This window comes from Methylonatrum kenyense (genome assembly GCF_023195885.1).
Taxonomy (GTDB): Bacteria; Pseudomonadota; Gammaproteobacteria; order Nitrococcales; family Aquisalimonadaceae; genus Methylonatrum; species Methylonatrum kenyense.
Genome location: NZ_JALPKO010000002.1, coordinates 293,046 through 306,332, shown reverse-complemented (window position 1 = coordinate 306,332; position 13,287 = coordinate 293,046). Strand labels below are relative to the sequence as shown.

The 13,287-nt window shown below is 62.4% G+C and carries 13 protein-coding genes; 5 read left to right on the top strand and 8 right to left on the bottom strand.

All coding sequences use genetic code 11. The annotated features are described in order from the left end of the window. The first annotated feature begins 555 nt into the window (after positions 1-555). Positions 556-1,125, top strand: coding sequence for a cytochrome b (locus M0534_RS03550; protein WP_248567037.1), 570 nt, complete (start codon positions 556-558; stop codon positions 1,123-1,125). Next, positions 1,122-1,646, top strand: a complete 525-nt coding sequence (locus M0534_RS03545) for a DUF3280 domain-containing protein (RefSeq protein WP_248567036.1) — start codon at positions 1,122-1,124, stop codon at positions 1,644-1,646. Before M0534_RS03550 ends, M0534_RS03545 begins: the two co-directional genes overlap by 4 nt. A gap of 85 nt (positions 1,647-1,731) precedes the next feature. Here M0534_RS03545 and fae read toward each other — a convergent pair whose 3' ends face one another. Continuing rightward, a complete protein-coding gene (gene fae, locus M0534_RS03540; protein WP_248567035.1) occupies positions 1,732-2,244 on the bottom strand; it encodes a formaldehyde-activating enzyme in 513 nt (170 codons plus the stop codon). Between the two features lie 160 nt (positions 2,245-2,404). After that, positions 2,405-3,313, bottom strand: a complete 909-nt coding sequence (locus M0534_RS03535; protein WP_345894694.1) for an NAD(P)-dependent methylenetetrahydromethanopterin dehydrogenase — start codon at positions 3,311-3,313, stop codon at positions 2,405-2,407. Positions 3,314-3,680: 367 nt separating this feature from the next. Between M0534_RS03535 and M0534_RS03530 the strand changes: the two genes are divergently transcribed. Continuing rightward, a complete protein-coding gene (locus M0534_RS03530) occupies positions 3,681-4,484 on the top strand; it encodes an ABC transporter substrate-binding protein (protein WP_248567034.1) in 804 nt (267 codons plus the stop codon). A gap of 55 nt (positions 4,485-4,539) precedes the next feature. Further along, the gene (locus M0534_RS03525) at positions 4,540-5,541 is read left to right on the top strand and encodes a YVTN family beta-propeller repeat protein (RefSeq protein WP_248567033.1); all 1,002 of its coding nucleotides are present in this window, start codon (positions 4,540-4,542) and stop codon (positions 5,539-5,541) included. Between the two features lie 192 nt (positions 5,542-5,733). Here the strand turns inward: M0534_RS03525 and M0534_RS03520 are convergent, their stop codons facing one another. Continuing rightward, positions 5,734-6,498 (bottom strand): SDR family NAD(P)-dependent oxidoreductase, encoded by a 765-nt coding sequence (locus tag M0534_RS03520; RefSeq protein WP_248567032.1) that lies wholly within the window; start codon positions 6,496-6,498, stop codon positions 5,734-5,736. Between the two features lie 178 nt (positions 6,499-6,676). Between M0534_RS03520 and M0534_RS03515 the strand changes: the two genes are divergently transcribed. Next, positions 6,677-7,588, top strand: a complete 912-nt coding sequence (locus M0534_RS03515; protein WP_248567031.1) for an alpha/beta fold hydrolase — start codon at positions 6,677-6,679, stop codon at positions 7,586-7,588. Positions 7,589-7,656: 68 nt separating this feature from the next. On the opposite strand, the gene rpoD is transcribed toward M0534_RS03515, so the two are convergent. From rpoD to tsaD, 5 genes are all read right to left on the bottom strand, one after another. Further along, positions 7,657-9,468, bottom strand: a complete 1,812-nt coding sequence (rpoD, locus tag M0534_RS03510; RefSeq protein ID WP_248567030.1) for an RNA polymerase sigma factor RpoD — start codon at positions 9,466-9,468, stop codon at positions 7,657-7,659. 109 nt (positions 9,469-9,577) lie between these two features. After that, positions 9,578-11,317 carry a DNA primase gene (gene dnaG / locus M0534_RS03505; RefSeq protein ID WP_248567029.1) on the bottom strand — a complete coding sequence of 580 codons (1,740 nt, stop codon included), beginning with the start codon at positions 11,315-11,317 and terminating at the stop codon, positions 9,578-9,580. A gap of 113 nt (positions 11,318-11,430) precedes the next feature. After that, positions 11,431-11,886, bottom strand: coding sequence for a GatB/YqeY domain-containing protein (locus M0534_RS03500; protein WP_248567028.1), 456 nt, complete (start codon positions 11,884-11,886; stop codon positions 11,431-11,433). A gap of 23 nt (positions 11,887-11,909) precedes the next feature. Beyond that, a complete protein-coding gene (rpsU, locus tag M0534_RS03495; RefSeq protein WP_248567027.1) occupies positions 11,910-12,125 on the bottom strand; it encodes a 30S ribosomal protein S21 in 216 nt (71 codons plus the stop codon). Positions 12,126-12,251: 126 nt separating this feature from the next. Continuing rightward, positions 12,252-13,274, bottom strand: a complete 1,023-nt coding sequence (gene tsaD / locus M0534_RS03490) for a tRNA (adenosine(37)-N6)-threonylcarbamoyltransferase complex transferase subunit TsaD (protein ID WP_248567026.1) — start codon at positions 13,272-13,274, stop codon at positions 12,252-12,254. Positions 13,275-13,287: the final 13 nt, after the last annotated feature.

The window sequence follows — 13,287 nt, the reverse complement described above, 5'->3', positions numbered from 1 at the left end:
TTTATATCCACCCGCTCGTGAAATCGAAAGCTGTCCGGCAATCTGGTCACGCAGCGCCAGAGGCAGGCCATTGTTTCACCGGTCAGACCATCGTCGCGCAATATGACAACAAACCTGCGCCAAATGCTCCCCGCCCGACCGGGAAAACGTGCCCTTGTTCGTTCAAAGCCGGTTATCAGCGGACGGTTCGCCGGGATTCGGCCAGAATCGGGGCGAAATCCGCCAGTCGGGAGATTTTCCCGGAACACACCATTGTCCACGAAGTCGGAAAAGCAACTAAGGAAACACTGATCTATTCGCACGCCTGCGTAGGAGTCCGCATTTTTTCCGAGGCAAGGCGCGCTGCGCAGCGCCGCAGTCATTCTGCGGTCAAGCAGCGCAACGCAGCAATCGGGGAAAATGCGGCCCAACCCGAGGGGCCAAAACCGGCCTCGGACGCAGACGCGGGGATAAATCAGTGTTTCCTCAACAGAAAACGCCGAGCAGAGTGTTCATGTACGATTCATGCCAACTCCGCAGACTCGGGGCGGCATGGCAGGGACAACGAGGATCGTTATGGCGCAGGAAGCAAACACCGGCAAACGGTACACCCGGCTCGCGATGAGTCTCCACTGGTTGATGGCGTTGATGATCATGGTCGCCTTCGCCATGGGTGTTTACATGGTGGACCTGCCGTTCGACGACACCCGAGCCTGGTTTTTCCGGCATCACAAGAACATCGGACTGACCGTCGGCCTGCTGTTGCTGCTGCGGGTCTGGTGGCGTATCCGCCACCCGGCTCCGCCGCTGCCCCCTGAGACACCAGACTGGGAGCGCCGCGCGGCGGCCGTCAGCCATCGCGTGCTCTACATCATGATGGCGGTGATGCCGATCAGCGGCTTTTTCACCACCTCGTTCACAGGATACCCTACCTATTTCTGGTGGATCCCCATCGACTTGGGCAAGTGGGGCGGCGAAAACGAACTGGCGAACGATATCTTCGCCTTCATTCATGTGGGCTCCGCCTATTTCCTTGCGTTCCTGGTGCTGATGCACGCGGCTGCTGCGTTGCGCCACCTGATCATCAAACGTGATACCGTCTTCCAGCGTATGTTGCCCGGCAGGGCGGAGGAGAAGAAAGAGTGAAAAGACAATGGATCGGCGGCTTGCTGGCCGCCCTGAGCCTGGCCTGGGCGACAAGCGCCACAGCCGCGGAACCGACAAAGATTGCCGTGCTGGATGCCTCCATGACCTTCGGCAGTGTCGAGCAGCCGATCACCGAGCACGAGCAGGCACGGTTGGAACGGTTCTCCTCGGAATTGCGGCATGCGCTGGAGCGCTCCGATAACTACGAACTGGTTGACCACGCCGATCTGCAGGCGCTGACGAAACAGCACGTGGGCGGTCGGCGAATCAACAGTTGCGACAGCTGCCAGGCCCGGATCGGCAGGGATCTGGGGGCGGACCGGGTGATCATGCCGGTGGCGGACAAAATGAGCGAGTTGATCATGTCGCTTCGCGTCGAGATACGGAACACGGAAACCGGCGAACCGGTCGGCGTCAGATCGGTACGAATTGCCGGCAACACCGACGAATCCTGGCGCCGGGGCCGCATCGCGATCCATCGCGACATGGACTGGCCTGCCCCGGAGGAAGCCGACAGGTAGCTCCCAGGTTTTCGTACCGCCATCAGAAAAGGCCGCCATCCCGTCGGGATGGCGGCCTTTTTAGTGCATGCTGATCCGACGTGTATCAGTCGTGGGCAGCAAACGGATGCGAAGCCTTGCCCTTCTGGGAAACGACTTCTGCGGCGGACGGCTCGTTCTTCACCGCACGCTTGATCGACATCTTGGTCGCTTCGTAGTTGTAGTCCTGGATCTTGGCATCATCCTTGGCTTCCCAATGGATGAACACGCCGACGCAGATAAACAGGTCATCGGCCTCGTCCTGGGAGATGGTGCCGTCCTCGACACAATCGGCAACCGCCATTGCCACGCCGCGCTGGGCCGGACCAAACATCTGGGCCGCCTGAGTGCCGTTCTTGATGGTCACCTTGTTGAACATCACGGTGGCCGGCTTGCACATCAGGTTCGGGGCGACCACAGCCAGCAGGGAGGTGAAACCGTCCTTGTTGTTGGTCAGGGAATTCGTGAACGCGGATTCGGCGGTGCTACCGCGCGGACCGATGATCAGGTCGATGTGCGCGACTTCCGCGCCGTCACCAACCAATGCTTCACCAACACGCATGCTGTTGATTCGTGCCATTTTACTTACTCCTTGCGCTTGCTCTTGCGATTTAAAGAGATTGAAAATTCCCACAATCCTGACCCTCCTTCTTGGACTTCAGTTGCCCGGCGACTCGTCATCCTTCAGGTCAGGCGTCGCCGTGCGGCGCCGCTCACCCAGGCAAGCCTGGTGGCGCTTCTTATCCGAGCAACTCCATTGCCCGTTTCATGGCGGCCCGGAACTCGAGATCGAGTGTTCCATCGCCCGCCAGCATATCCTGAAAGAGTCGGTTCTGCGTCCGATATTTCACGTCACCGACCGCGAGAGCGCCCACACCACGGGCACCTCGAGCGGTGCCTTCCAGAATGTTGCCTCTATCCGACACGCCAACGCCCTCAAGGCCCAGCGGCGGCACAGCGTTTACATCGGCGGCGACCAGCAATTCCGGCGCCGCGCAAAGTTCCTTGTTGCTGAGAATCTGAATGCCGGCCTTGGCCGTGCTCATCACCGCATGCACGTCCTTGAGGATTTCCGCGCGACTGGACTCACTGGAGCCGTCACCAGGAACCGTGTCGATACCATAACGTTCCTTGATTACGGCGGTGTGCTTGGCCGCAGCCTCCGCGGAGCGATGACTAACCACGACCACCTCGGCGCCGGCGTCCGCGGCCAATACCGCCGAGACGAGGCCGACCGGCCCGGTACCACCGAAAATTGCAACCTTCGTGCCGTCCAGACCGCCATCCAGGCCAGCCTCCCTCATCTGCTCGATAACCACGGCAACCAGGCCGGCCGCTGTCGTGAAACCACCCGACGGGTCGGCAAAGACCGCCATTTCAAACGGCGGAACCATCGACTTGCGGGCTTCCTCGACCATGTCCAGCGCGAGCCAGGGGTCGCGACCACCAATGAACAGCCCTGTGGCCTTCACACCGCTCGGACCACGCGAAAAAATAGCGTCCTGCGTCAAACCCAGCACTTCTTCCATCCCGACGTTGGTGTAGGGAATGATGTGCTGGAATCCGGCGTCGACCGCCATGTTGACATCAAATGGGCTGACCCGAGGGTTCGGATCAAGCATGTGCAAAATCGTCGGCTTGTCACTCACGCCGTGAATGTCCCCCAGAAAAGTTAACGTTGTTATGGCATTTCAAGTCCACACCAGTAGCAATGGACGTGCCAGCGAGCCGATAAGGAGAACATCAGTGCACTACCGCTTGCAAGCCCGCGGCTGGCGCCGATGGCGCAAAGGGGCTGCCGAAGCCGGGCAGCGAGCCGAGTGAACCGAAGGTGGCACAGTGCGTCCAAGGATGTGAACACACACAGCGGGAAGTTTTCCCCTTGCGGCTGAATCAACGACTCATTCAGTCTCGGATACAGCGTTCCCCATTCACGCGCCATACAGATACGTGGTGTGATGCTGGGCGGCAGAAAGAACAATGCGGCCAGAGATGGCCCGACAGGGAGGAGCATTGATGAATCGAACGCGCTACGCGGCGCCGCTGCTGGCAGGACTGATCGGCATGGGCCTGGTTTCAGCCAGCGTCGCAGATGAAATTGTCTCCATCGCCTTCATCGGCGAGGACGGAAGCGATGCCTACAAGGGCGCCGAAATGGGTCTGGAAGAAATCAACCGGGCCGGAGGCTTTCTTGGCTACGAATTTTCGCTGGACGTGGTCGCGAGCCACGACGATATCGCCGACGACGCAATCGCCGTTGTCGTAACCAGCGATGGTGACGACGCCGGGTCCGTGGCGGACGGCTTCCCCGCATTGGCGGTATTCAATACCGGTTCCGATGATGACGCGCTGCGAGAGGCCTGCCGTGACAACCTGTTCAGCATCATGCCGAGCGCGAGCATGCGCCAGGATGCGCTGGAGCAGTGGCATCAGCAGGCCGATGACCACGATATCGCGGCCGTTGCGCACCACCACGCGTTCCGCCGCTACTCCTCCGGTGACCTGAACGGCCGCTTCGTTGAAGCCTACGACGAGCCGATGACGGAACGCGCCTGGACGGCATTCGTCGCGTTACGCATGGTAGGCGACGGTGTAACCCGGACCGCGAGCCGCGAAGCCGACACCCTGATCCAGCATCTGAAGGATCTCGAGAGCTTTGACGCGTCCAAGGGGCAACCCCTGAGCTTCCGTGAAAACGGCCAGCTCAGACAACCACTGTGGATCGTGCAAGATGACAGCGTCATCGGCGAGGCACCGGTGGACGGTGTCGTCGACCCGGACGATCTGGACACCCTGGGCAATATTTCCTGCGCGGATTGACGCATTGGCCGAAAGCGAGACAACAACTCGCAAGCCGACTGGAGGATGATCTGATATGAGAATCAAGCACTGGTGCCTGGCATTGGGCCTCTACCTTGGCGCAATGGTCCCGGTGGCGGCCGACGAGCTCACCGGCCGCCTGTTCGTGTCCAACGAATGGGATCACACCGTCTCGGTGATCGACCCGGAAACCTGGGAAGTGATCAAGGTGATTGACGAGATCGGTGGTGAGCGGCCGCGGGATATGGGTTTCTCCCGCGACGGCACGAAACTCTACGTGGCGCTCGGCATTTCCGATCTGATCGCGATAATCGATCCTTACGAAATGGAGCTGATCGAGACGATTCCGGGTGGTGACGATCCGGAGGCATTTACCGTGCACCCGGAAACCGGGCACATATACGTCTCGAACGAGGCCACCGCCCAGTTGATGCAGGTCGACCCGGAGGCTGGCGAGCTCAAGGGCGGCATCGATGTCGGCCTCGAGCCCGAAGGCGTGGTATCGACGCCGGACGGCAGCATCATCGCCGTGGTCAGCGAATCCAGCCACATGGTGCACCTGATCACCTGGCCGGACCACGATGTGGTGGCGAACATCCTGGTCGGTACAAGGCCGCGCGAGCTGACCGTGACCGCCGATGGCAAGTATCTCTACGTGACCTCGGAGGTCGCCGGTGAGATCAACATCATCGACATCGAGGCACGGGACATCGTCAAGAACCATCGCTTCAGCCAGCGCCGCGCCCGGCCCAAGGACGTACGTCTGAATGCCGACGAATCGCTGGTCTTTGTCTCGCTGGGGCGCGACAACACGGTCGCCGTGCTGGATGCGGAGACCCTGGAAGAAGTCGACCTGATCGATGTCGGTGACCGGCCCTGGGGCCTGGCGATGAACCGCGACCGCAGCCTGCTCGCGGTGGCCAATGGCGAGAGCGATGATGTCTCGATCATCGACACCGAGACGCTGGAGGTGATCAAGGACATCCCGGTCGGTGATTCACCCTGGGGCGTGATTTTCCACGACTACAAGATCGAGAAGGAAATGGCGCCGCGGTAAGGCGCGTGGGGTGCAGCCCCTGCTGTAAACGCCTTCGAAACCCCGCTCGGCTTGTACGGCGATCGGGGTTTTTTAGCGCAAGTGTTCAGTTTTCAGTGGTTCAGTGTTCAGACAAACCAAACGACTTCGGCATCAACGTTGCGGGCCTGCAACGTCTGAACACTGAAAACTGAACCACTGAAAACTTTGTTTCTAACTCGTTAACCCCCCATTGATCATCAACACCTGACCGGTGATGTAGGATGCCGCCGGACTGGCCAGGTAGATGACCGCCTCGGCGACATCATCGCCGTGGCCGAAACGCTTCATCGGCATCCGCTGCGCAATTTCCTCGTAGGCATCCGCCGACAAATCCTTCTGCGCGAAGGCGGTCTCGATCCACCCCGGGGCGATAACGTTCACGCGCTGGCCGGGCGCCAGTGAACGGGCCAGGCTGAGGCTGAACCCGGTAACGCCGCCCTTTACCGCACCGAACATCTCGGCCTCGCGCCCGGCCATGCCGCGCAGTGCCAGATCCCAGGATGTATTGATGATCACGCCCCCGTCGCTCAGATTGTCCGCGGCTACCCACGACCCGTGCACGGTCCCCAGCAGGTCGACGGCCACAAGCCGCTGCAACTTCTCCTCGTCGGATTGCCGAGCGAAGTCGCCGGTCAGGATGTCCGCACCGGCCAGGTTGACCCAGATCGTGGGCTGCCCGAACTCGGCCCGGGTCGCCTCCGCCAGCGCGGTCAGCTGCTCCGGCCTCGAGACATCAATGGGCTTTGCAAGACTGCGTCGCCCCAGGGCCTGAATGGCCCGTTGCACAGTCTCGGCATCGTCAACTGATCGGTGGTAGGTGATGGCCACGTCGGCGCCGGCCGCCGCCAGCCCCCGCGCCACGGCGGCACCGATACCCCGGTTGCCGCCGGTCACCACGGCGATCTGCCCAAGCAGCCGCCTGTCCGTCTGTTCCATGCTCGATGATCCTCTGTCTTTCGCGAAGCGAAGCATACTGGACGCAGTCTGAAGTTCGTTGCAAACTGCGATAGGGGGACAGTCAGCTTCCGTGCAACAATGCACCAGGGAGGTCGCGTCAATGCGATCGTGTCTCTTGTCACTGTCTTCCGCCGCCGCCCTTATTGCGGGCGTTCTCATGCACGGCACCGTGCATGGCACCAACATCCCCGCGCCAGGCGTCCTGCTGCCGACACTGTCCGGCGAACACCGCATGCATCTGCACTGCCAGGGCAGCGGGCAACCCACTGTCATCCTTGACGCGGGCCTCGGCGGCGACTCGCTGGAATGGGTGCGGGTCCAGGGCAAGCTCGCCGAGTCGACGCGGGTCTGCAGCTACGATCGCGGCGGCCTGGGCTGGAGCGATGCGCCGGTAGGCCCCCGCACGGCGGGCCGGATGGCCAGTGATCTGCACCGGCTGCTCAATAACAGCGTTGAACGCGGCCCCTTCGTCCTGGTCGGCCATTCCTTCAGTGCCTATACGCTGCGCATCTTCGCGCGCCGGTATCCCGCCAAGGTCGCGGGCATGGTGCTGGTTGACCCGTCCCACGAGGAGCAGATCCTGCGCTTCTATGAGGAAAGCGGAGTCAACATCGCACCGAGCAACGAGCGCGGACAGGTCTTCTACCGGCCGGAACTGCCGCCGAACCTCCCCGAGGAATGGGTGAGCACGGCGAAACGGCTGCTGATTACCGACCTCCGGATTTCGACGACCCGTAATGAATTGCTCGGCTTTCGCACCAGTGCCGCCCAGGTAGCATCCGCACCGGAGCTCCCCGATGTACCCATAATCATCCTGAGCCGAGGCTCGAATGCCTGGCCCCAGAACGAACGCGGCATGATCATGGAGGCGCTGTGGCGCGAATTGCACGAGGATCTGGCGGCGCGCGCACCGATGGGCGAGCTGCGCATCGTGCCAGGCAGCGGCCATCATATCCATCTGGAACAGCCGGATTCCGTGATCGATGGCATCCAGAGTGTCATGGAGCAGGTGCGGCTGCGCGAGCAGATGGCCGGTGAACCGACACTCCGTCGCTCGGGCATCCGTTGACGGCAGCCGGCCACCCACGAAAAGGCCCCGCAACGATGCCTCGTTACGGGGCCTTACATTGTCCGGCTTTACTGTTCGTCGAGGAAACTGCGCAACGATTCCGAGCGGGTCGGATGACGCAGCTTGCGCAGCGCCTTGGCCTCGATCTGCCGGATCCGCTCACGGGTAACGTCGAACTGCTTGCCGACCTCTTCGAGGGTGTGGTCGGTGTTCATATCGATGCCGAAGCGCATGCGCAACACCTTGGCCTCGCGCGGGGTCAAGCCGCCAAGCACCGAGCGCACGGCCTCCTTCAGCCCCTCACGGGTGGCCGAATCGATCGGTGACATCACCATCAAGTCTTCGATGAAGTCCCCCAGATGGCTGTCCTCGTCGTCGCCGATCGGCGTCTCCATGGAAATCGGTTCTTTCGCGATCTTCAGTACCTTGCGGACCTTGTCCTCGGGCATTTCCATGCGTTCCGCCAGTTCTTCCGGTGTCGCCTCGCGACCCATCTCCTGCAGCATCTGCCGCGAAATGCGGTTCAGCTTGTTGATGGTCTCGATCATGTGCACCGGAATCCGGATCGTCCGCGCCTGGTCGGCGATGGACCGGGTTATCGCCTGACGGATCCACCAGGTCGCATAGGTGGAGAACTTGTAGCCACGCCGGTATTCGAACTTGTCCACCGCCTTCATCAGGCCGATGTTGCCTTCCTGGATCAGGTCAAGGAACTGCAAGCCCCGGTTGGTGTACTTCTTGGCGATGGAAATCACCAGCCGCAGGTTGGCCTCGACCATTTCCTTTTTCGCCCGGCGTGCCTTGGCTTCGCCGATGGACATCTGACGATTGATGTCCTTGATCTCCAGGATATCCAGCCCTGAACGACGCTCGATCTCGGCCAGTTGATCCTGTGCGTAACGCACCTTCTCCTGCACCTCGGCCAACTTCGAGGCATAGCCATCCTTGCCCTTGAGCAGGCCATCGAACCACTTGCTGCTGGATTCGTTGCCCGGAAAACTCTGCAGGAAGGCACGGCGAGGCATGCCCGCCTTGCGCACGCAGGACTCCATGACCACCCGTTCCTGGTGGCGAATCCGGTCCACCGCGGAGCGCAGTTGGCGCACAAGCGCGTCGAGGATCCGCGGCGTCCACTTGATGCTGAGGAACAGCTCGGCCATTTCCTGCCGCTGCCCCTTGACCGCCTTGCGCTCATTGGCCGACAGGCTGTCCTGCATCGCATCGTAGAGTTCGCCGATGCGCTGGAAGGTCTCGCGCGCGAGCTCCGGGTCCGGCCCGGTATCCTGCGCCGCCGCATCGTCATCGCTGTCGTTGTTGCTGGACGCGTTGTTTCCGCCCTGCGGCGGATTCTGGGCCGGCTCGTCGTCCTTGGGCCGGAAGCTGGCAACCACGTCGGTCAGCCGCTGCTCCTCGTTCTCGATCCTGGCGTGCTCGCCGATCAGCAGACGGGCGGATTCCGGGTAGGCGGCCAGGGCCGTTACGACCTGATCCAGGCCCTCCTCGATCCGTTTGGCGAGCAGGATTTCTCCTTCCCGGGTCAGCAATTCGACGGTACCCATTTCGCGCATGTACATGCGCACCGGATCCGTGGTGCGGCCGAACTCGGCATCCACAGCCGCGAGTGCCGCGGCAGCTTCCTCGGCTGCCTCGTCATCGTCGGTGCTCACCGCAGAATCATTCAGCAGCAGCGTGTCGGAATCCGGTGCGACTTCGTGCACCGTGATTCCCATGTCGTTGATCATCGAAATGATGTCTTCGATCTGTTCCGGATCAACGATGTCGTCTGGCAAGTGGTCATTGACCTCGGCATAAGTCAGGAAACCCTGATCCTTGCCTCTGGCAATGAGCTGTTTAATCTGAGATTGTTGATCCTGATTCATAGCCGATCGCTGCCCGCCTGGAGGTCGGTGAATGGTGAACTGAATTCAAATAAACCGGCAATTATAGCGTGGGTCTGGTCGAATGCCAGGGAGTGCCGCATTGCACAAGCTATCGGCGGCTTCGCAGCAGACTTAACCATTCCGCATGCTCATCCTCCGACAAGCCTTCGTCTTGCAAACGCTCATGTAAGTATTGCAAGCGCTCGGCCGCTAGCAACGTTTCCAGCCGCCGAATGCTGTCGGTGAACTCTTCCTCGATCCCATCGCCGGGGACCATGTGGTCCCAGGCCGCCAGCTTCCACAATGCCGTCTCGTGACTGTCTCCGGAGAATCGCTCCAGTATTGCGCCTGTAGAGAGATGCGGTTCGTCGCGCAGCAATTCAAGCAGCTGCACCAACAGGGGCACGCCAGGCAGCGACAACCGGGCGAGGCGCGCCGGGTCGCCGGCCAGTGCCGCCAACGCAGGCCGCTGCAACAGCAGCGCCACCGCCAGTCGGACGGTCGTGCGACGCTGCGGCAGATTCAACGGCTGCTTTGCTGAGGGGCGCGCCTGCCGTGCGGGCGTCTCACGGCCCTCCATGGTCGCCAGCACATGCTCGCGGTCAACGCCCGCCCGACGCGCCAGTTCGTCAACCAGCAGATCCCGGAAAACACCCGCAGGCACCCGGGCCAGCAGCGGCGCGCCGCGCTCTGCCAGCCTGGCCCGGCCGTCCATCGTGCGCAGGTCGGCATCCGTCGACAGCTCGCGAAACAGGAACTCCGACAACGGTTCCGCCTCGGCCAGCAGGGCGCGGAACCCCGCCTCGCCGCGCTCGCGTATCAGGCTGTCCGGGTCTTCGCCGTCAGGCAGAAACAGGAACCGGGCCTGCCGATCGTCGCGCATCACGGCAAGGGCGTTTTCCAGCGCCCGCCAGGCAGCCTCACGCCCGGCGCGGTCACCATCGAAACAGAACACCACATCCCGGCAAACCTGAAATATCCGCTCCAGGTGCGTGCCCGTGGTGGCCGTCCCGAGTGTCGCAACCGCGTTGGGTACTCCATGCTGAGCCAGCGCCACCACGTCCATGTAGCCCTCGACGACGATGATCTCCGTCGGCTTGCGCTGCTGCTCGAGGCACTCGTAAAGCCCGTAGAGTTCCCGCCCCTTCTGAAACACCGGGGTCTCCGGCGAATTCAGGTACTTGGGCTCCTGCTGGTCCAGCACACGGCCGCCGAAGCCCACGGTTCGACCGCGTCGGTCGCGGATCGGGAACATGATGCGGTCGCGAAACCGGTCGTAGACCCGACCCTGTTCGTTACGGATCGCCAGGCCGGCACGGACCAGCGACTCAGCATCACCAAGCGCGCCCAGCAGATTGTCCCAGCCCGGTGGCGCAAGCCCAATGCCGTATCGCGCGGCGATTTCGCCGCTCAGGCCACGCTTGCGCAGGTAATCGACCGCACGTTCTCGTCCGGCATGCCGCCGCAGCCAGTCCCGGTAACAGTCCGCCGCCCGCTCCAGCAGCGGATACAGGGTCGCGGTTTCCGGCGAGGGCGCCGCTGCGCGGGCCTCACGCGGGATCTCCATGCCGGCCTGTCGGGAAAGCAGCTCCACCGCCTCCGGGAATGACAGCCGGTCGTACTCCATCAGGAAACGGATGGCGGTGCCGTGCGCGCCACAGCCAAAGCAGTGATAGAACTGCTTGTCGGCGCTGACCGTGAAGGACGGTGTCTTTTCGTTGTGAAACGGGCAGAGGCCGTGATGATTGCTGCCACTTCGTCGCAGCTTAACCCGGGCCGCGACCAACTCGACGATATCCGTCCGGGCCAGAAGGTCATCAATGAATGCGTCGGGGATTCGTCCCGCCATGCGCTCAGCACCTGCCATCACAGGGGGCAGCCAACATTCGCCTGAACACTCAAGTATCGCAGACAGCCCTGGCGATCGCCGAACTCGGGACGCCGGCGGGAAACGGTTCGATACTACTGCAGACGGGTCTTGATCCGGGCGCTGACCGCGGCCATGTCGGCACGGCCCTGCACTTGCGGGCGCAGCACGCCCATTACCTTGCCCATGTCGCGCATCGATTCAGCGGCAGTCTGCGTTATCGCGGCATCTACCAGTCGATCGATTTCCGCATCGTCCAGGGGCTGCGGCAGGAATTCCTGCAGCACGGTAATCTCGTAGCGCTCCTGCTCCGCAAGATCATCCCGGCCGGCAGACTCATACTGCGCGATCGACTCCTGACGCTGCTTGACCTGCTTGCTGAGCAGGGCGACCACATCGTCGTCGCTCAGGGAAATCCGCTCATCGACCTCGCGCTGCTTGACGGCTGCGGACACCAGCCTGAGGAGACCCAGGCGGCGCTTGTCGCCGGCACGCATTGCCTGCTTGATCTCATCCTGCAGCCGCGCGAGCAGGGCACTATCCTGACGCATGCTGGTTGCCCCCGAACCGCGCTTCAGTAGAGTCGGACGCTACGCTGCTGTTCGCGGGAGAGTCGCTTCAGATGACGCTTGACGGCCGCCGCCGCCTTGCGCTTCCGAACCTGGGTGGGCTTTTCATAATGCTCGCGGCGCCGCACTTCCGACAGCACCCCGGCCTTTTCACAGGAGCGCTTGAAGCGCCGCAGAGCGACTTCAAAATGCTCGTTTTCTCGCACTTTCACGTTGGGCATATAGTCGATTCACCTAAGTCTGTCGAAAACCGAAAAGCAGGCAGCCACACGCACACCTGTCCCGCAAGGGCGCATGATTCTATGCGTGCCACACGCGGAATACAACTTGTAAAATTCAGTGTTTCCCTAGTCCGCAGCTGGCGGCTGCAGACTTGCCAGCGACCAGCGCGGCCGCACATCGAAGTCCAGTCCGTCACACTCTCCGACCTGCATTCGGCACCAACCCGCATAGGCGACCATGGCACCGTTGTCGGTGCAAAGGTCCAGCCGCGGATAGTACACCTCTGCGTTTGCAGCCCGGGCCATATCGTCCAGGCGAGTCCGGATCACGCCATTGGCGCTGACACCGCCGGAGACCACCAGGCGCCCGGCACCGGTGTCGGTCAGCGCGCGGCGACATTTGATCGCCAGCGTATCGGCTACCGCCTCCTGAAAGGCGTGGGCAATATCCGCCGCCGCATCCTCGGTGCCTTCATGCCGGCGAATCAGGTTTCGCGCCTGCGTTTTCAGGCCACTGAAGCTGAAATCCAGCCCGGGCCTGTCGGTCATCGGCCGCGGCAGCCGAAACACGCCCTGGCGACCCTGCCGTGCCAGCCGTTCCAGCGCCGGACCGCCCGGGTATCCCAGGCCCAGCAGCTTTGCCGTCTTGTCGAAGGCTTCCCCGGCAGCGTCGTCCACCGATTCGCCCAGCAGCCGGTAACGGCCAACACCGGCCACCTGGACCAGCATGGTGTGACCGCCGGACACCAGCAGCGCGACGAAAGGGAACGCCGGCGGCTCCGGCTCCAGCAGGGGGGCCAGCAGATGGGCTTCCATATGGTGAATGCCCAGTGCGGGCCGGTCCAGGGCCCAGGCCAGTGATCGTGCAACGCCGGCGCCCACCAGCAGCGCCCCGGCAAGCCCGGGACCCCGTGTGTAGGCAATCCCGTCGATCTCCGCAGTCCGGCGGTCAGTCTGCTGCAGCAGCTGGTCCAGCAGCGGTATCACCCGGCGGATGTGATCCCGGGAGGCAAGCTCCGGCACGACCCCACCATGCAGGGCATGCAGATCGACCTGACTGTGCAACACGTGCGAGAGCAGGCCCCCGGCACTGTCGTAAAGCGCGAGGCCGGTTTCGTCGCAGGACGTCTCGACACCGAGAATCAGCATTTTCGGACCGAGG